This window comes from Synechococcus sp. R5-12, from assembly GCF_047502655.1.
Classification (GTDB): domain Bacteria; phylum Cyanobacteriota; class Cyanobacteriia; order Thermostichales; family Thermostichaceae; genus Thermostichus.
Map to the genome: position 1 here is coordinate 1 of NZ_JANSIM010000146.1, position 17357 is coordinate 17357.

Below are 17357 nucleotides of genomic sequence, written 5' to 3' on the forward strand. Positions count from 1 at the left end.
GTGCGGGGGGATGTCTCGGAGGTGCAAGCCTCAGTGGCTGCCGGCATTGACTCGGTGAAGCGGGTGAACGGCGGCCAGTTGTTGTCTTGGCACATTATCGCCCGTCCCCACGAGAACCTGGAGTACGTGTTGCCCATTCGCTACACCGAGGATGTGGCTCAGTTCCGCGAAGGGGTAAATGCCATCCGTCCCTTCACCCGTCCCTGATGCGTATTGCCATTGTGCGGGGCACCGTCACCAGCACTCAAAAGGATCCCAGCTTGACGGGCGTGAAGTTTTTGTTGGTGCAGTACGTCGATCTCGAGGGCCAGCCGCAACCCGATTACGCTGTGGCTGCCGATCCGGTGGGGGCCGGCATTGACGAGTGGGTGCTGGTTAGCCAAGGCAGTGCCGCTCGCCAGCCGCAAGGAAACCAGACTCGCCCGCTGGATGCAGTGGTGATGGCGATTATCGATACGGTCAGCGTTGGCGGTCGCTCTCTCTACAACAAGCGCGATCAACGCTAGCTGGGATCCCTTCCCTTCTCATCTCTCTTGCTGCCCTTGTCCGCCCTACTGCGTTCTAGAGGCTCACGGTTATGCCTGCTCACACCTATGCTGCACCGCCAACGCCCTGGTCTCGCCGACTGGCGGAGCCCAAGATCGATCCCACAGCCTACGTGCATTCTTTCTCCAACCTCATTGGGGATGTGCGGGTGGAAGCGGAGGTGCTGATCGCCCCGGGAACTTCCATTCGCGCTGACGAGGGATCCCCCTTCCACATTGGCGCCAGATCCAACATTCAGGATGGGGTGGTCATCCACGGCCTGGAACAGGGGCGGGTGATAGGAGAAGACGGCCAACCCTACTCCGTTTGGATTGGCAGAAACACTTCCATCGCCCACATGGCTCTGATCCACGGGCCGGCCTACGTGGGCAACGACTGCTTTATTGGCTTCCGCTCGACGGTGTTCAACGCTCGGGTTGGGGATGGCTGCATCATCATGTTGCATTGCCTGATCCAGGATGTGGAGATCCCCCCAGGCAAGTACGTGCCTTCTGGATCCATCATCACCACCCAGGCCGAGGCCGACCGGCTGCCCGACGTCCAGGATAGCGATGCCAAGTTTGCCCAACACGTGATCGGCATCAACCAAGCCCTGCGAGAGGGCTACCAGTGCAGCGAAAACCTCGTCTGTATCGCTCCCATCCGCAACGAACTGCAGCGCACCTCTAACTCAACGGCTACGGAGACGGCACCCATGACTCATTCTTCCCATCGCGGCAATGGCCGGAACGGCGGCGGATCCCCTCTCAAGCCGGAGGTGGTGGAGCAAATTCGTGCCCTGTTGGCCCAAGGCTATCGCGTGGGGCTAGAGTATGCCGATGCTCGCCGCTTCAAAACCTCTTCCTGGCAAAGCGAAAGCCCAATCACCAGCACCCACGAGGCGGAGGTGGTGCAGTCATTGGGGGCCATCCTGGCAGAACACCAAGGGGAATATGTGCGCCTGCTGGGGATCGATCCCAAGGCCAAACGGCGGGTGCTGGAGCAGATCATCCAAACCCCCGATGGGCCGGCGCTGGTTTCTGGGATGCCCAACCGCGTCTCGGCAGCCGCTGCCCCGAGTTCTGGCACATCCGGCCCTCAGTCTGGCTCAGGGCTAGAGGAAGAAATCCGAACGCTGTTGGCGCAGGGGTATCGCGTTGGCCTGGAGGTGGCCGATGCCCGCCGCTACCGCACCTCTTCTTGGCAGACCTTGGGCAATTTGAGCGGTCAGCCGCAGGAGATTCTAGCCGCTGTTCAGGCTGCCCTGGCGGAGCACCGAGGGGAATATGTGCGCCTGCTGGGGATCGATCCCAAAGGCAAGCGGCGGGTGCTGGAGAAGGTCATTCAAACCCCGCAAGGCCAGGTGAGCAGCAGTTCTGCAGGGGTGGGCGCGGTGGCAGGTACGGCTCCTGGGGCAGGGAGCAGTGCCGGCCTGGATCTGGAGGTGCAGGAGGAGGTGCATCGGCTGCTGGCCCAAGGCTATCGCATCGGCTACGAATATGCCGACGAGCGCCGCTTCAAAACCTCTTCCTGGCAGAGTGGGCCGGCCATTCGCGCCACCCGTGGGCCAGAGGTGTTGGCTAAGCTGACGGCTGCCCTGGCGGAGCACCAGGGAGAGTATGTACGCCTGCTGGGGATCGATCCCAAAGGCAAACGGCGGGTCTATGAGCGCATCATCCAAACCCCTAGCGGAAAATCTGCTGCTGCTGCCGCGGCTCCTGCTTCTGCCCCCAAGGGATCCCCTTCTGGCACCCGCCTCAGCGCCGAGGTGGTGGCTCAGGTGCAGCAGTTGCTCAGCCAAGGCTACCGCATCGGCACCGAACATGCGGACAAGCGCCGTTTTCGCACGTCTTCCTGGCAAAGCTGTAGCCCCATCGAGGCCACCCAAGTGCCGCAAGTGGTGGCAGCTCTGGAAGCCTGTCTGGAGGAACATCGCGGCGAATACGTCCGCCTGCTGGGTATTGACCCAAAAGCCAAACGGCGAGTGCTGGAGCAGATCATCCAAACCCCTTGAGGGATCCCAGCTTTTTTTGACCTCTGTTGGTTCAAGTCCAACCCCCCAGCGATGAGGAGCACCCTGTTGGCCTCTACTTTGCCCAACTCCATGACGCTCCGCACCTTGCCTGGCCAGAACGACGAAACTCGCTATTTTGTCAGTGGTGAGGTACAGGTGGAAGCCGGGGCGGGGATTGGGGCAGGGGTGCTGCTGCGGGCCAACCCCGGCTGTCGAATTCACATCGGGCGCGGCGCGTGTATCGGCATGGGATCCGTTCTGCACGCCTGTGGGGGATCCCTCATCGTGGAGGCGGGAGCAACCTTGGGAATGGGGGTGCTGGTGATCGGGCAGGGCACCATCGGCAAAAACGCCTGCATCGGCTCAGAAACCACAGTGCTGAATTGTTCGGTGCTCAGCCAAGCAGTCATTCCCCCCGGCTCGCTGCTCGGGGATCCCACCTATGGTTTCGATCCCCAGGAGGCGGGCGGCAGCAAGCCCATCCCGGCAGAGCCCTCGCCGGCGGCAGTGGAAATGGCTCCAGAGATGTCGCCTGAGCCGTCTCCCCCACCCAGTTCTCCGGTGGCCAATGTTGAAAAGCAAACCCGCCGCTGGCAGGAAGCTGCCGAGCAAACCCAAGAAAAGTCCGGTTCCCCAAGGACCAAAACGCGCAACCTCAACGGGATCCCTGGCCATTCGGAATTGGATCGCCTCTTGGGCAAGATTTATCCCTATCGACAGGTGCTCTCCTCTGGGGATGGCCGGCTCTGATGGCTAAACTGGCGTGAGTAGTTAGGATGCCGATGTCAACCTCCCTGGGCCTGATTCAGACGCGCAGCTTTCCGGTCATCGTGCGCATTGCCGACGCTATGACCAAGTCGGCAGGCGTGACGCTGATCGGCTTTGAGAAAACCTCGGGGGGCTATTGCACAGCCATTGTGCGGGGGGGAATTGCCGATGTGCGCATTGCCATTGAGGAGGGCATTGAGCTGGCCCGCCAGTTCGAGCAAGAGGAGATCTCCAGTTTGGTGATCCCGCGCCCCCTGCCCAACTTGGAAGTGGTGCTGCCGATCAGCAGCAAGCTGTCTCAACTGGCACAAAACCGCGGCTACAGCCGCCTCAGTAACTTGGCCGTGGGCCTGCTGGAAACTCGCGGCTTCCCGGCAATGGTGGGAGCTGCCGATGTCATGCTCAAAACCGCGGATGTCCAACTGGCGGCCTACGAGACCATTGGGGATGGCCTATGTACGGCCATTATCCGCGGTACAGTGGCCAACGTGGCCATTGCCATCGATGCCGGCATGTACGAAGCAGAGCGCATTGGGGAATTGCACGCGGTGGCAGTGATCCCCCGCCCTCTGGACGAACTGGAGCAAGCGCTGCCCGTGGCCAGTTGTTTTGTTGCTCAACCGGTTACCCTGCCGGTAACCCTTCCTCAAGTTCAGGAACAGGAGGTGCAGCGCAGCGATACAGCCGTAGAGCGGATCCCTGTTTATCTGGAGCCGCCTGAAACTCCCTAGCCCCCTGAGAAACCCATCTGTTGCCCAAGAAAGCCGAGCAGGGCAGAGGGGAAAAATGCTAGGCTACTGGAAGACCTGGGTCCGTGCAGCTCCGACGCCCAAACCGTGTCAGGATCGGAAGATAGCAGCACCACGGGATGCTCTGAGCAGGCGCGTCAACCCGGGTCGCCCTTTGCAGCCCTACTTCTCTCTGCTGGGTTCTCTCCTCCTTGCCCTAGCAGCGCATTACACTATGTCCGAAACAGACAATCCCCTCGCCAACTGGGCTCAAAAAGCCTTTTACTTCGGCATGGGTTTGGCGGCTGTGGCGGCGGATAATGCTGCCAAGGTGGCCAGCAAAGCGGGTATCCGTCTGATGGAGTTGCGCAAGCAGGCGCAAGCTTTGGTGGACGAGCTGGTGGAGCGGGGGGCGATGACCGCTGAAGAGGCGCGGGCTTACATGGATGCCATCGCCGCCAACGCCAACCGCAAGGGAGAAGACAGACAAACTGCCGGTCCCCGCAAGATCACCATCGACGACATTAGCAATGCCGAGGGCGAGGCAGGCACGGCCATCGAACTTTCAGAAGCGGCCCGTTTGCGCCAGAAGATCGCCGAATTGCAAGCTGAGTTGGATCGCCTCAAGGGCAAATCTTGAGCGGAAGGACAGCCCGGCAGGAAGGTAGGAATGCATTGCTTCCTAGCTCCTCTCCCCTTTTGCATAGCGGAAGCGGTACCGCAGAGCACTTGGGAAGTGTCTCAACCTAACTTGAAATGACCCTAAAGATTGAGGCTACCGTCAGGTGGATCGTCTCTGTGAAGTGTTAGGGATCCTCATCCTTGTAGAGCGAGGAGCAGGTCAAGCTGATTCATTTCCAAACTGCAGAAAAGATAAGGGCGTCTGCCAGGTGGGCAGGAGCGTCTCAATCGAGTCTCAATCAAACTGGGTTGAGTTTGAGCTCAGGCAGCAGGAATGAGGATCCCGTCTTCCGAGAGAAACCGGGAGCTGAGAAAGGGACGCAGCGCCTTGGGAATGCGAATCGAGCCATCCGGCTGTTGGTGATTTTCCAGCAGGGCAGCCAGAGAGCGCCCCACCGCCAAGCCAGATCCGTTCAGGGTGTGGACAAACTGGGTGCCTTTCTGGCCGGCTTCTTTGTAGCGCAGGTTAGCACGGCGGGCCTGAAAGTCCCAGCAGTTGGAGCAACTGGAGATCTCGCGGTATTGATTTTGGGAGGGGAACCACACCTCCAAGTCAAAGCAGCGGGCTGCCGCAAAGCCCAAATCGCCGCTACACAGCTCCACCACCCGGTAGGGCAGCTCCAGCATCTGTAAGATGGCCTCGGCATCCTGCACCAGCTTCTCGTGTTCGGCTTCCGATTGATCTGGGCGAGTGACCTTGACCAGCTCCACTTTTTGAAACTGGTGCAACCGGATCAGCCCCTTGGTGTCGCGGCCATAGCTGCCCGCCTCACGGCGAAAACAAGGGGTGTAAGCACAGAAGTAAAGAGGGAGGGACTCCGCAGGGATTACCTCATCCCGGTACAGATTGGTAAGGGGAACTTCCGCCGTCGGGATCAGCCACAGGTCGTCGTCAGCACAGCGAAAGCTGTCTTCGGCAAACTTGGGCAACTGCCCCGTCCCCTGCAAAGCGGCGCTGTTGACCAAAAAGGGTGGGATCACCTCGGTGTAGCCGGCTGCAACGTGGCGCTCCAGCATCATGGCAATCAAAGCCCGTTCCAGGGCCGCGCCCGCCCCTACCATAGCCACAAAGCGGCTTTGGGCCACTTTGACCGCACGGCCAATCTCCAGCAACCCCAGTTTTTCGGCAATCTCGTCATGGGGAAGGACAGGATGGGCCGGCTTTAGCTCCTCACCCCAGCGGCGCACCTCTACATTGTCGGCCTCATCTCGGCCAACCGGCACGCTGGGCAGGGGCAAATTGGGCAGGGTAAGCAGCCGAGCACGAATCTCCTCTTCCAGCTCCCGTTCCTGCTGCCCCAGTTGGGCAATCTCGGCCTTGAGATCCACCCCCCGCTGCCGCAGGGCCGCCACTTCGGGGCCTTGGGGATCCGCCCCCTGGCGGATGATCTCGCCGACTTTTTTGCCGAGGCTGTTGCTTTCGGCCTGCAGGGATCCCTTGCGGGTCTCCAACTGCCGCCGCTCCCGATCCAACTGCAGGATCCCATCCAGATCGACTGTGGCCCGGCGGTTTTGCAGGGCTTGGCGTACCTGTTCAGGGCGATCCCGCAGCAGCTTCAGATCCAGCACAGAGATGGTCTACCCTCAGCTCCAGATATCCGACCTATTTCTTTAGCCAGCTAAACATGGCCCGCAGCTCCCTGCCCACCTGTTCAATGGGGTGTTCGGCCTCGCGGCGCCGCATCGCAGTAAACCCTGGCTTGCCGGCCTGATTTTCCAAGACAAATTCACGGGCAAATTGGCCGCTTTGAATCTCGGCGAGGATGCGTTTCATCTCGGCGCGGGTTTGCTCCGTGATGATGCGGGGGCCACGGGTGTAGTCGCCGTATTCTGCCGTGTTGGAGATGCTGTGGCGCATTTTCTCCAAGCCCCCCTCGACAATGAGATCCACGATCAGCTTCACCTCGTGCAGGCACTCGAAGTAGGCCAGTTCCGGCTGGTAGCCCGCTTCCACCAAGGTTTCAAACCCCGCTTTGATCAGAGCCGTCAGCCCACCGCAGAGCACCACCTGCTCGCCAAAGAGGTCGGTTTCGGTCTCTTCCCGGAAGGTGGTTTCCAAAATGCCGGCCCGCGTGCCACCGATGGCTTTGGCATAGGCCATGGCCCGCTCCCGTGCCATTCCCGAGGCATCTTGATAGACGGCAAACAGGCAGGGCACCCCTTCCCCCGCTTGGTAGGTGCGCCGCACCAAGTGCCCAGGGCCTTTGGGGGCAACCATGATGACATCCACGTCTGCCGGCGGCTGGATCTGCCCGAAGTGAATGTTGAAGCCGTGGGCAAAGAGGAGCACGTTCCCCGGCTGCAGGTGGGGACGGATTTCGCCCTGGAAAACGGCCTTTTGCACTTCATCGGGCAGTAAAATCATCACCCAGTCGGCGGCAGCGGCAGCATCCGCCACCGTTTTGACCATCAAGCCGTCTTGCTCGGCTTTAGGCCAGGAAGGGCTGCCAGGGTAAAGGCCAACGATGACCTGGACACCGCTATCGCGCAAATTGAGGGCGTGGGCGTGGCCTTGGCTGCCGTAGCCGATGATGGCAACGGTTTTATCGGCCAAAGGCTCCAGGTTGGCGTCGGTGTCGTAGTAGAGGCGGGCCATGGTCGAGCGGGGCGTGAGCAGGTGCTTGACTAGGATAGCAGGATTGGATCCAACTTGCTGACCTCAAGCGCCGTGATGAACAGTTTTCACCCACCTTAGGCGCTTGGGCTGTACACACATGCGAGCGGTTGTGGCGATCATAACCGGCAGCCAGTGGAGCATGTAGACCAAGCCCAGGGCGGTGTGCCACCAAAGTCGCCGTCCGCGCAAGCCCTCCACCTGGCGTAGCCCCCGGTAAAAGGCCACCGTCAAGCAGCCCATCACCAGAGCGTTCAAGGGGAGCAGCACCGAGGAGTGGCCCGTCAACAGCACCCAGAGGGTATCGGGAACCAAGGCCATCGGCAGCAAGTACTGAGAAATAAAGAAGGCCCAGAGATCTACTGTTTTGGCCATCCCCATGCGGCGACTGAGGATCCCTGGCCAGTAGTCGAGATAGCGCTGGTAGCCCCCTTCCGCCCAGCGGCAGCGCTGGTGCCAGAGACTTTTCCAAGAGGTGACCCCTTCTTCGACGATGGCCGGCTCCGTCAGAAAGGCGATATCTACGCCCGCCAGGTGCAGCTTGAAGGTGAGATCCAGGTCGTCAGTGAGGGTGCTCTCATTCCAGCCGCCGCACTTTTCCAAGACATCTCGCCGCACCAGTTGGCCATTGCCGCGTAGCTCGCCAATGCCCCTCACGGCCACGCGCTGCTGCTGAAAATAAGCGTCGGAGGCCATTTCCGCCACCTGCCCCAGAGTCCAGAAGTTGACGCTGGGGTTGCTCAGGGCCTTGCGCACCTGGACAGCGCCTACCGTCCGTCTGCTGAAACGGCTGCGCAGGCTGCTCACTTGAACAAACAAGGGTAGAGTGCGGGCAAGAAAATCCGAGGGCACCACAGCATCGGCATCGCAGACCAGGATGATCTCCCCTTGAGTCAGGGGCAGTACCTCGTTGAGGGCACCGGACTTGCCCCCCCCTCGTCCTGGCTGCCGCCGGTAAACCCGCAGATGCGGGATCCACTTTTGGGCTTCCCGCAGAACTTCAGGGGTGGCATCGCTGCTGTTGTCGTCGATGGCCCACAGCTCCAGATGGCTGGTGGGGTAACGGAGCTGGGTCAAGCTGTGCAACAGCCGTGGGAGCACTGCGCTCTCATTCTTGGCTGGGATCAACACAGCCACACGGGGCAAGGCCAGCCCCCCCAACTCGTCACCGAACTTAGCAAGACCGCTCTGCCCATCCCGTTGCATTGGCAGGACAGAGTCATTGTTGTTAGGGTCATCGCTGTTATCTGTTGACCTGGGATCCCGGCGGGTCGCAGCGGCAGGAGGAAGTCTCAGAGGGGGCAGGGAGGTCGCCGGTTGCAGGCGAAATAAGCGGCTAATGTGGATCACCATGAACGTGGCCAAACCAACGGTGATCCAACGGGCCGTCGGCACCACATGCATCAGGCTGACCAACCCCCACACCATGGCCAGAACCAGCAGAGCCTTGAGACGGCGGCGCTGGGCCGAGGTGAGCAACCAATCGGGAAGATGAAGATCCTCGAGAGGCTCTGGCTCTGACCAGACGAACTCAGACATGGGAATCCTCCCCCGGGCGGCAATGTTACCCAACCTCGCCAGCCTGTGCGAGCGTTAACCCAAAGGCTGTTAAGAGGTTGTTACCTATTGTCACCCATTGTGTTGGCGAAACGGAGTTCTCGAGAACCTACAGGCGAGAAAAATTGGGGATCCCGACTGCCGCTTCTCCGGCAAGGGGGTGAGTAGCCTATGGGTTACCGCGAATCTCTTTGATCACCCCATCTTCCAGAAGGATCTCGACCTGCATTTTCTGGATCAGGTTGTCTCCTTTTTGGACTCGGAAGAAGCTCTCCACATTGCCCTGCAGCACTTCTTGGTTAAGCTCCAGGGTGCTCAGTTGGTTGATCTGCTGCAACAATTGGTTTTTCTGATCCAAGAGGCGGATTTTCTGCTCGTTCACGCGGCTTTTCACCGCTTCCACCTGTTGGAGCACTTGAGGGCTGTTGGGGTTGGGGCTCTGTTTCTCCAGTTCGGCAATAGCCCGCTTGCCCTGAAACTCCAGTTGTTGCATCTGAGCATCGGTGGCTTCGATCTGCCGCTCCAATTGCTCCTGCATTTCCTTTTTCCAAAGGGGTGTGACCACCACCTTAACGGGAATGTTGCGCTTGAGCAGTAATTGAGTGCCGTTGCTGACGTTGTTTTCTTCCATAAGACTCATCCAGGCAGACGACCAACCAAACCAGGGGCTTGTGCCCATTGTAGAAAGCTCCCCTCAAAAGCTCTGGGGTTGGGGAAGAGGAGCTTGACAGACCGGATCCTCCCCCGCCGAGCCGGAGAATCCATCTACTTATCCTACCGGCTGGGATCCCTGCGGTAAAGTCTTGATTTCGGGAAACTGCAATTTTGGTTAAGGATCTTAAAGGCCGCCGCCTTGCCCTGGCACAGATTCGGCTAGCGTGAGAGACAGTGTTCTTTTTTGCGGCAGCCATGAGCGAACGGGCCTCGACCCCTTCCAAGCCCTCTGCTGGGATCACCGAGCCGGTGCGGATTGCCTCTCGAAAAAGCGAGTTGGCTTTGGTGCAGACCCAGTGGGTGATGGGTCAGTTGCAAGAACACCATCCGGGATTACCTCTGGAGCTCAACACCCTTTCCACCCAGGGAGACATCATCCTGGATGTGGCACTGGCCAAAATTGGGGACAAAGGTCTTTTTACCAAGGAATTGGAAGTTAGCCTGCTCAACGGCAGCAGCGACTTGGCGGTACACAGCCTTAAAGACTTACCCACCCGCCTGCCGGAGGGCTTGATGTTGGGAGCAATTATGCAGCGGGAGGATCCGTTGGACGCTTTGGTGCTGCGAGAGGAGCTGCGCAGCTACCAACTGGCCACCCTGCCCGAAGGAACAGTGATTGGCACCTCCTCGCTGCGGCGACTGGCCCAACTGCGCCATGCCTTTCCCCACTTGCGCTTTAAGGACGTGCGGGGCAACCTCAACACCCGCCTGGCTAAGCTGGAGCGGGGAGAGTACGATGGCCTGATTTTGGCGGTGGCCGGGTTGAAGCGCCTGGGCAAAGCCGACCGGATCCACGAGGTGTTGGATCCCAGCGTGTCTCTGTACGCGGTTGGGCAGGGATCCCTGGGAATCGAGTGTCGGCAGGGAGATGAGCGGATTCTGGAGCTTATCCGACCCTTGGCCGATGCGGAGGCCACAGCCCGCTGCTTGGCAGAGCGAGCTTTCCTGCGGGCTTTGGAAGGAGGGTGTCAAGTGCCCATTGGCGTTCACAGCCAAGTCCAAGGGGAGGCGCTGCACCTAACCGGTATGGTGGCCGACCTGGATGGCCGGCGGCTCATCCGCGATACTCAGACGGGATCCACCGCCGATCCCGAGGCAGTGGGGATGGCTCTTGCAGAAAAGCTAAAACGGCAGGGGGCCGACGAGATTTTGCAGGCCATTTTTGCCCAGGCCCGCCGTTAGGCTTTCCTACTTTTTCTGAGTAGGCTTTGAGAACTTCAGCTAGGGTCAGCTGAAGAAAAGGGGGAACAATGAAGTCCCCCCTACGTGAATTGCACTCAAATGGGAAATTCGCATTCGCAGCAGCAGTATCTAAGCTCTAGCTTAGCTTCCAAAACCGCCGTATCATCTTGAACTACTAAGGTCACTCGGTTGTTGGCAATCTCTGCCGGCGAGAGGGTTAGAGTTTTGGTGAAGGTTTGGCCAGGCGGAATTGGGGTAGGCGGACTTGGGAAAGTATACAAAAACCCCGCTTGAGTTGGAGTTGGAGTCCCGTCGGTTGAAATCGCGCTGTTGAATAGGTAGTACCTGTCGTTCCCGGCATTAGGAGCTGTGTTACTTGTTGCCCGCAAGTTATTGCGATAGGTAAACGTAAGGGTGCCTCCCATCCGGCAGCCCGTTTTACAAGGGGGGCTCCATTGGAAGGTATGAGCAAAGAGTTTATCGGGTCGGCGATCTCCCCAGTTGACTGTCCCGAAAGGGCCCTGGAGAGTTGCCCAAATGTTGGGGTGAAGCTCCGATTGCAGGGGGGAAGCAGGGTTTGGCGGAGGAGCGCTGAGGGTTACTGAGCGCAACACCATGGGTCTCGAGCACGGAAGGCCAGGCAGAGGTCTTAGCGAAGGGGGGAAAGGAACCTGGCGGAATAGCTCATCTACAGTTTCTGAGGATTCTGCCGGAGCTATGGGAACTGGGGAGGGTATCGATCTAGGCACAGAAGGCATAGGCTGCCCAGCTGGCTCCGGGGCCTGAGCCACTAAAAGATGATCTTCAGCCAAGGCAACACCTAAAAGAGAACCACTCTCCCAAAGGGGCGTAAGTAGCAAAGCCAAAATGCCCAAACGCAGTCCTACTTTCATTTGTATTCTCCAAATCTTGATAGAGATGCCCACTTCCTTCTCAGCTCAAGCCAAAGCTGAGAATATACTGGCAAAGACGTTGGGGAATACAAGCAGGTTCCTTAAACTTTGTAAATTCTTGTGAATTCCAGCTCAATTCCAGCTTTTTCCTTTGCTTGATCATGTAGCGGGGCTTGGCTTCCTAGAAGGGCAAGAATTAGAGACGGGAGAAAATCCGCCGCTCAAATTTCAGCCCCAGCCAGATTACCCCGATCCCACAGGCCACCAACACCGCCGACTTGGCCAACAGGCCGGTTGGGTACTCGAAAAAGCGGGTCAGCACCACCAGGGTTAGCCCCAACAGTCCCTGCCAGAAACGTCCTCGCCGCCCCTGCTGCAGCCCTTCCCAGCAGAGCACTGCTGACAGCCCCAGCAACAGCAAGGTCACTATCCAGGGGGCAAAGAGGACCAAGGCTGCTCCTGCCGTCACGTTCAAAGGCACAGCGCTGCCGATCCCCAGCAAAAGCGCCAAGGCAACCAGAGAAATCAGAACAGCAGCATCCTTCAGCCAAGACGAAACGGGCTGGGATCTCTTCTCCTGCCAACCCTGCCACCAGCCACAGCCCGTCAGCAGCAGCAACCCCACTGCCGACAAGCTCGCCCAGGGATCCCCAACGTTCCAGAGGGGATCCTCGGAAAGATCGACCCACGTCCCGACAAAGCTCCAGACATAGAGCAGGACACCCAACCCCAGCAGAGCCAAGTTCTGGGCCGTCGGGGCCAAATCCAAGCCTTGCTCCAGCTCGCCGGGAAGCTCTGGATCCCTTCCTTCGGTTGAAACCTGCCTTATCCAAGGATCATGGCGTTGGTGCCAGAGAGCCAGCCCCCACACGACCGCGACACCAAGCAGATGCCAAAGGGTCAAGCTTGGAAAAGAGCTGCCCAAACGGTTGGCCAGCCCTTGCAACGCCAGGCCAAAGTTCACCACCGCCAGGGCAAAAACCCAGCGAGAACAACACCAATAGGCCAGAGGAACCAGCAGGCCCAGGGTCAACCAAGGATAGAGGAAGTTGACAGTCCCCCAATCCACGAAGTCGGCTACCATCCCCAAGCCCAGCAGAAGGCAGGCCAGTACACCACTGGGGCTGTGACGCAAGCCGTAGGCCATGGCCAAACCGCCCATCCCCCAGGCCCAAAACAGGCCTGCCTCGGATCCGCCAAGCTGAACCCACTGCGCCATCAGGCCAATACAGGCTCCCAGGGTCAGTTCACCGGCTATCAGCAGGGCGCTGCCCAGCCGTCGGGATCCCTGCTGCCAAACCTGGAAGCCAGCCACCTGCAGCCCTACCATGAGGGCCAAGCACCCCCAGGCTCTTGCCCAGCGGGGAATGGCAGCCCAGTTGGCCGCCACAAAGGAGATCACCCCTAGGCCCACCAGAACTGCGCCAAACAGCAGCAGCACCAGGGCAAATCGCCCGCCGGCTGAGCGTTGCAAACTCTCCAGTTGGTAATACTCCCGCAGGCGATCCCGTTGGGCAGGTTCGATCAACCCCTGCTCCACCCAGGTGTTCAGCAGGTCGGCCAGTTGGCGGCGGAAACGCTCGCCGGGGTAGGGGGGGCGGGGAGAGGTCATGGCGGGATCCCGACAAGCGAAAGGAGGCTCGGGCGTTAAAGGAGTGGGATCGCTGAGGCGATTATAGTCCCTCACCCCTGGCTCCTCTCCCTCTAGGAGAGAAGGAATTGGGATCCCACTGCCTGAAGCACCCGCTGCAACACCTCTTGATAGCCAGCCACCGGATCCCCCAGATCAAAGCGAAAGAGATCTTTATCCAGCACCCGCGGCTCAGATCCCCCCCGATCCCAAAGACGGCAGGTATCGGGGCTAATCTCGTCGGCTAGCAGGATCTCTCCCTTCTCGTCCAGGCCAAACTCCAGCTTAAAGTCCACCAGCTCCAGCTGACAGCGCCGCCAAAAGGCCTGCAGATGAGAGTTAATGGCCAAAGCCAGGGATCCCAAGCGCTCCACCTGCTCCGGCGTGGCCAACTGCAATAGGCGGATGTGATCTGGGGTCACCAAGGGATCCCCCAAGGCATCGTTTTTGTAATAGAACTCCACCAGCGGCGGCTCGATGGGAAGGCCCTGCTCCAGGCCCAGCCGTCGGCAGAGGCTACCCGCTGTGCGGTTGCGCACCACCACTTCCAAAGGCAGGATGTGCAAGGCTCGCACCTGCATCTCGGTGGGGCCGGTTTGGGCCAAGAAATGGTTGGGGATCCCTTGCTGCGCCAGGTAGGCAAACACATGGCTGGAGACGGTGCAATTCACCTCTCCCTTGCCGGCGATGGATCCCCGCTTTTGGGCGTTGAAGGCCGTGGCGTCGTCCTTGTACTGGCAAAGATAAACCCTGGGATCGGCAGTGCGGTAGATGCGCTTGGCCTTGCCCTCGTAGAGCAGCTCTTGGGGGGAGAATGGCATACGCTAACCCCTAGTATCCGGCCAGCCGTCCGCGGATCCCTTGCCAGAAGGTGATGGCCAAGATGCGCAGATCCAGCCACAGCGACCAGTTTTGCACGTAATAGAGATCATACTGGGTGCGGCGGGCAATGCTGGTATCTCCCCGCAGGCCGTGGATCTGGGCCCAGCCGGTGAGGCCACTTTTTACCAAATGCCGATCCGGATACTTGGGGATCTCCTGGCTAAACTGCTCGACAAAGTAGGGCCGCTCTGGGCGGGGGCCCACTAGGCTCATTTCCCCTTTCAGGACGTTCCACAGTTGGGGCAGCTCGTCCAGGTTGGTGCGGCGCAAAAAGGCTCCTATCTTGGTTCGGCGCGGATCCCCAGGGCGCGTCCAGCCCGGCTGGCCGGCTGCCTCAGCATCCACTCGCATGGTGCGGAACTTGGCAATCCAAAAGCGACGCCCGTCCAAGCTCACCCGCTCTTGCCAATACAGAATGGGGCCAGGACTGCTGCAGGCTACCAGCAGGGCAATAATCAAAAACAGAGGGCTAAGCAAGATCAGGCCCAGGGAAGCTCCTAGGATGTCTACAGCTCGCTTGAGGAACCGGTTGTGGGCGTAGCGCAAAGGGGGCTGACGCAGAGTTAGCAGCGGGATCCCGTCGAGAGACTGCAGGCTGAAGTTCACCGTTAAAAAACTTAAGATATCCGGCACCAAGCGCACCTGCACCGACAACGCTTGCAAACTGAGCAACAGAGGAGCAGTTGCCAGCTCCGGTTGCCCAAACCACACCTCTTGCACTTCTGGGTGGGCTTGCAGATAGGCGATCAAATGGACCAGATCCAGACGCTCAAGAGCCGACCAGGAAGGCTCAAGCTGACCGCACAAGCAGGAGAGGGTTCCTCGGGATGAGCCGGACAGAGTCCTGTCGGCAGACTTAACCCCGTCAGAGGTAGGGCGGGCGGTGTTCAGTACTGGATATGAATCTTGACAGGGATCCCCATCCTGGGACGGGAGATCTTCCCCGCAAGAGCCTTGCTCTACGCCTGCCCAGGCGACTACCTGGAAGCCCAACTGCGGGGATCGCTGCAATCGCTCCAACACTTCCGCCAACACCGACCAGGATCCCACCCAGATGACCTGCCGCCGACCGTAGCCCCTAGAGCACAACCAGCCCATGCCCAGCCGCAACCCCACCCGTACCAAAGTCAAACTCAGCAGAGCCAACAAGCCGGCGTAGCCCACCACCAGCCGCGACAAAGAGACCGAGCGAACGAAAAAGGCCCCTGCCAGCACCAAACCAAACGTCAATCCCAACCCCACCAGCAAACTGGCCCATTCTTCAAAGCGAGACAAGCGCTTCGACTCACCGTATCCGCCTAAGCCCGCCTGAATGCCCCAATAACTGAGGGCGGTCAACAATCCCAAGGCCGCGTAGACATCCCAAGGCAAGAGCTGATGAGGACGCAAGCTGCGCAGCCAGTAGCCCGCCCCAAAGGCCAACCAAATACAAAGGCCATCGCCAAAACAGGCCAAGGGCACCCACAAACGATGCAGATCCAGACGAGTTTTATAGCCGCGTTCGACCAAGGGTTATCTCCTTCGGCATCAAGACTGTTGACAATCTTACAGAAAAGATTGTGCATCTGAGGCTATTGGACAAGATCAGTGTTGACCAAAACTTGAATGGGTAGCCCTCACCAGATAATTCTATTGACGGCCCTTCCCAGCTTCAAAGGACTTCATGCTGCTGACACAAAATAAGTTCTTTAAGTAATTGGGATCCTCATCATGCAAGAGATAAAAATCCCTGTTGAGTGGGTTAAGTACCGTCGGAAAAGGCTGTTGTAGAAACTACCAGAATTGCAGACATTGGATGTCGAAACATGAGAGTTTAAGCAATGATCAAAGTGCAGTCTGAGAACAGCAATGGTGACAGGATACTACGATTTCGTTGCCGGGCCGGCTACTGCCAGCAGAGATACACCAAAGGGCAGAGAAAACTTAGGTATCAGATAGGCTTCTGCAGCAAAAATACCCGTCAGCAGTCGATTGAGCCAAAGCGGCGGCATTTTCAGATCTTGGCTTTCCCTCAGGCGAAGCACTTTCTGCATTATGCGGATCCCTGAAATGATTGGGAAAAGAAAACTGTTGAAGAAAACAAGGGTATAAACTTCTAGACCTGAGCTTTTAAGCAACGACAAAAGTTGCCCGCGGGTATATCGTCTCTTGTGATGATTAAGCTCATCATGTAAACTCCACAGCCACGGATAAGCCGGAACAGTTACAACTAAGTAGCCAGATGGGGTTAACCTTTGACTGAGGGCTAGGAGAGCTTCTTTGTCATTCTCCAGATGCTCCAGCACATCCAGCAAAGCAATCAAATCAAATCGTTGAGAACCAAAGGGGATCCGGTTTGGCAACTCCCCCTCTGCCACGATCCCAATACCGCGAGCTTGGGCCAGCGGCAGTGCAATTTCACTCTTTTCCATAGCCCAAACTTTGCCAAATCTGGACAACATCTCCAGGTTGCCGCCGCTACCACAGCCAGCTTCCAAAATATAAGCAGAGGGGGGAAGCGACAGGGATCCAATAACCCGACTCAGAATGTGACGGCGACCCAAAAACCACCAATGCCCGTCTTCTAAGTCTGCCATTTGCTCATAAGCTTCGGGATCCATACCCGTAACCCAACAAAAGATCAAAAACAGGATTAGCCGCAGAAGGGGTTAGCAGAGCATATCTATCTAAACTAAGTTTAGGGGGATAATCGAGCCTTTCCCCAGCGATGCTTACGATACCAGGCCGCCACGTGGGGACACCACGCTTCAAAGTGGGGCCAAATCAGTTCACACAGATGTTGAATTTCTCGTTGAGCATCTTCTTTGGCTCGTAAATCCAAAAAATGCATTAGACTACGGCAATTGAAAGAGACCACGAAGTGTTGTCGGATCCCGTAGCCAATGATGTTGCGAGCATCTTCATAGGGCAATCCGCACTCTTCTACCAGGCGATAATAAGCAATGGCCTGGCTGCGATATTGCGCAAGAATGATATCCAAAGCTTCGGGGGAGATGGGCCTAAAGCCTTGGCGGGTTTTGGCCTTGCCCTCTTTGACGCTGGCAGGAACGTAAAACAGAGTTTCCAGCTCTTGCAAAGACAAGGAGGACTCCGTCCCGCCACTGTGCTCCGCAATGTGCTCCGCACCGCTGACGCGATAGGCCTCCGGCCCGCTGACGCGATAGGCCTC

The 17357-nt window shown here is 58.6% G+C and carries 16 protein-coding genes and 1 other RNA gene; 8 read left to right on the forward strand and 9 right to left on the reverse strand.

Features of this window, described 5'->3' with window-relative positions:
• The 7 genes from NW843_RS08565 to NW843_RS08595 all read left to right on the forward strand — a co-directional run.
• The coding region (locus NW843_RS08565) for a BMC domain-containing protein (protein WP_414522672.1) at positions 1-207 on the forward strand (207 nt) is incomplete at its 5' end.
• Positions 207-506 (forward strand): EutN/CcmL family microcompartment protein, encoded by a 300-nt coding sequence (locus tag NW843_RS08570; protein ID WP_011433394.1) that lies wholly within the window; start codon positions 207-209, stop codon positions 504-506. The genes NW843_RS08565 and NW843_RS08570, both read left to right, overlap by 1 nt.
• Positions 507-577: 71 nt before the next feature.
• Positions 578-2539, forward strand: coding sequence for a ribulose bisphosphate carboxylase small subunit (locus NW843_RS08575; RefSeq protein ID WP_414522673.1), 1962 nt, complete (start codon positions 578-580; stop codon positions 2537-2539).
• A gap of 66 nt (positions 2540-2605) precedes the next feature.
• Positions 2606-3289: a hypothetical protein gene (locus NW843_RS08580; RefSeq protein WP_414522674.1), complete on the forward strand. Its 684-nt coding sequence runs from the start codon at positions 2606-2608 to the stop codon at positions 3287-3289.
• 26 nt (positions 3290-3315) lie between these two features.
• On the forward strand, positions 3316-4038 hold the full coding sequence (locus tag NW843_RS08585; protein WP_414388791.1) for a carbon dioxide-concentrating mechanism protein CcmK: 723 nt from the start codon (positions 3316-3318) through the stop codon (positions 4036-4038).
• Between the two features lie 72 nt (positions 4039-4110).
• Positions 4111-4208: signal recognition particle sRNA small type (gene ffs, locus NW843_RS08590), an RNA gene on the forward strand.
• Between the two features lie 62 nt (positions 4209-4270).
• Positions 4271-4675 carry a hypothetical protein gene (locus tag NW843_RS08595; protein WP_414329207.1) on the forward strand — a complete coding sequence of 135 codons (405 nt, stop codon included), beginning with the start codon at positions 4271-4273 and terminating at the stop codon, positions 4673-4675.
• 302 nt (positions 4676-4977) lie between these two features.
• On the opposite strand, the gene serS is transcribed toward NW843_RS08595, so the two are convergent.
• From serS to NW843_RS08615, 4 genes are all read right to left on the reverse strand, one after another.
• Positions 4978-6285, reverse strand: coding sequence for a serine--tRNA ligase (gene serS / locus NW843_RS08600; RefSeq protein WP_414522675.1), 1308 nt, complete (start codon positions 6283-6285; stop codon positions 4978-4980).
• A 34-nt stretch (positions 6286-6319) separates the two neighbouring features.
• Positions 6320-7312, reverse strand: coding sequence for a ketol-acid reductoisomerase (gene ilvC, locus NW843_RS08605; protein WP_414522676.1), 993 nt, complete (start codon positions 7310-7312; stop codon positions 6320-6322).
• 63 nt (positions 7313-7375) lie between these two features.
• Complete coding sequence (locus NW843_RS08610) at positions 7376-8869, reverse strand: glycosyltransferase (RefSeq protein ID WP_414522677.1); 1494 nt, start codon at positions 8867-8869, stop codon at positions 7376-7378.
• A 187-nt stretch (positions 8870-9056) separates the two neighbouring features.
• Positions 9057-9518 (reverse strand): YlqD family protein, encoded by a 462-nt coding sequence (locus NW843_RS08615; RefSeq protein ID WP_011433386.1) that lies wholly within the window; start codon positions 9516-9518, stop codon positions 9057-9059.
• Between the two features lie 278 nt (positions 9519-9796).
• Between NW843_RS08615 and hemC the strand changes: the two genes are divergently transcribed.
• Positions 9797-10783, forward strand: coding sequence for a hydroxymethylbilane synthase (gene hemC, locus NW843_RS08620; RefSeq protein ID WP_414522678.1), 987 nt, complete (start codon positions 9797-9799; stop codon positions 10781-10783).
• Between the two features lie 1089 nt (positions 10784-11872).
• Here hemC and NW843_RS08625 read toward each other — a convergent pair.
• From NW843_RS08625 to NW843_RS08645, 5 genes are all read right to left on the reverse strand, one after another.
• Positions 11873-13363, reverse strand: coding sequence for a DUF2157 domain-containing protein (locus tag NW843_RS08625; protein WP_414522679.1), 1491 nt, complete (start codon positions 13361-13363; stop codon positions 11873-11875).
• Positions 13364-13380: 17 nt separating this feature from the next.
• Positions 13381-14127, reverse strand: a complete 747-nt coding sequence (gene purC, locus NW843_RS08630) for a phosphoribosylaminoimidazolesuccinocarboxamide synthase (protein ID WP_414522680.1) — start codon at positions 14125-14127, stop codon at positions 13381-13383.
• A 10-nt stretch (positions 14128-14137) separates the two neighbouring features.
• Positions 14138-15697, reverse strand: a complete 1560-nt coding sequence (locus NW843_RS08635) for a sugar transferase (protein ID WP_414522681.1) — start codon at positions 15695-15697, stop codon at positions 14138-14140.
• A gap of 353 nt (positions 15698-16050) precedes the next feature.
• Positions 16051-16788: a class I SAM-dependent methyltransferase gene (locus tag NW843_RS08640; RefSeq protein ID WP_414522682.1), complete on the reverse strand. Its 738-nt coding sequence runs from the start codon at positions 16786-16788 to the stop codon at positions 16051-16053.
• A 77-nt stretch (positions 16789-16865) separates the two neighbouring features.
• A partial coding sequence (locus NW843_RS08645) for an FAD-dependent thymidylate synthase (protein ID WP_414522683.1) occupies positions 16866-17357 on the reverse strand: 492 nt, incomplete at its 5' end.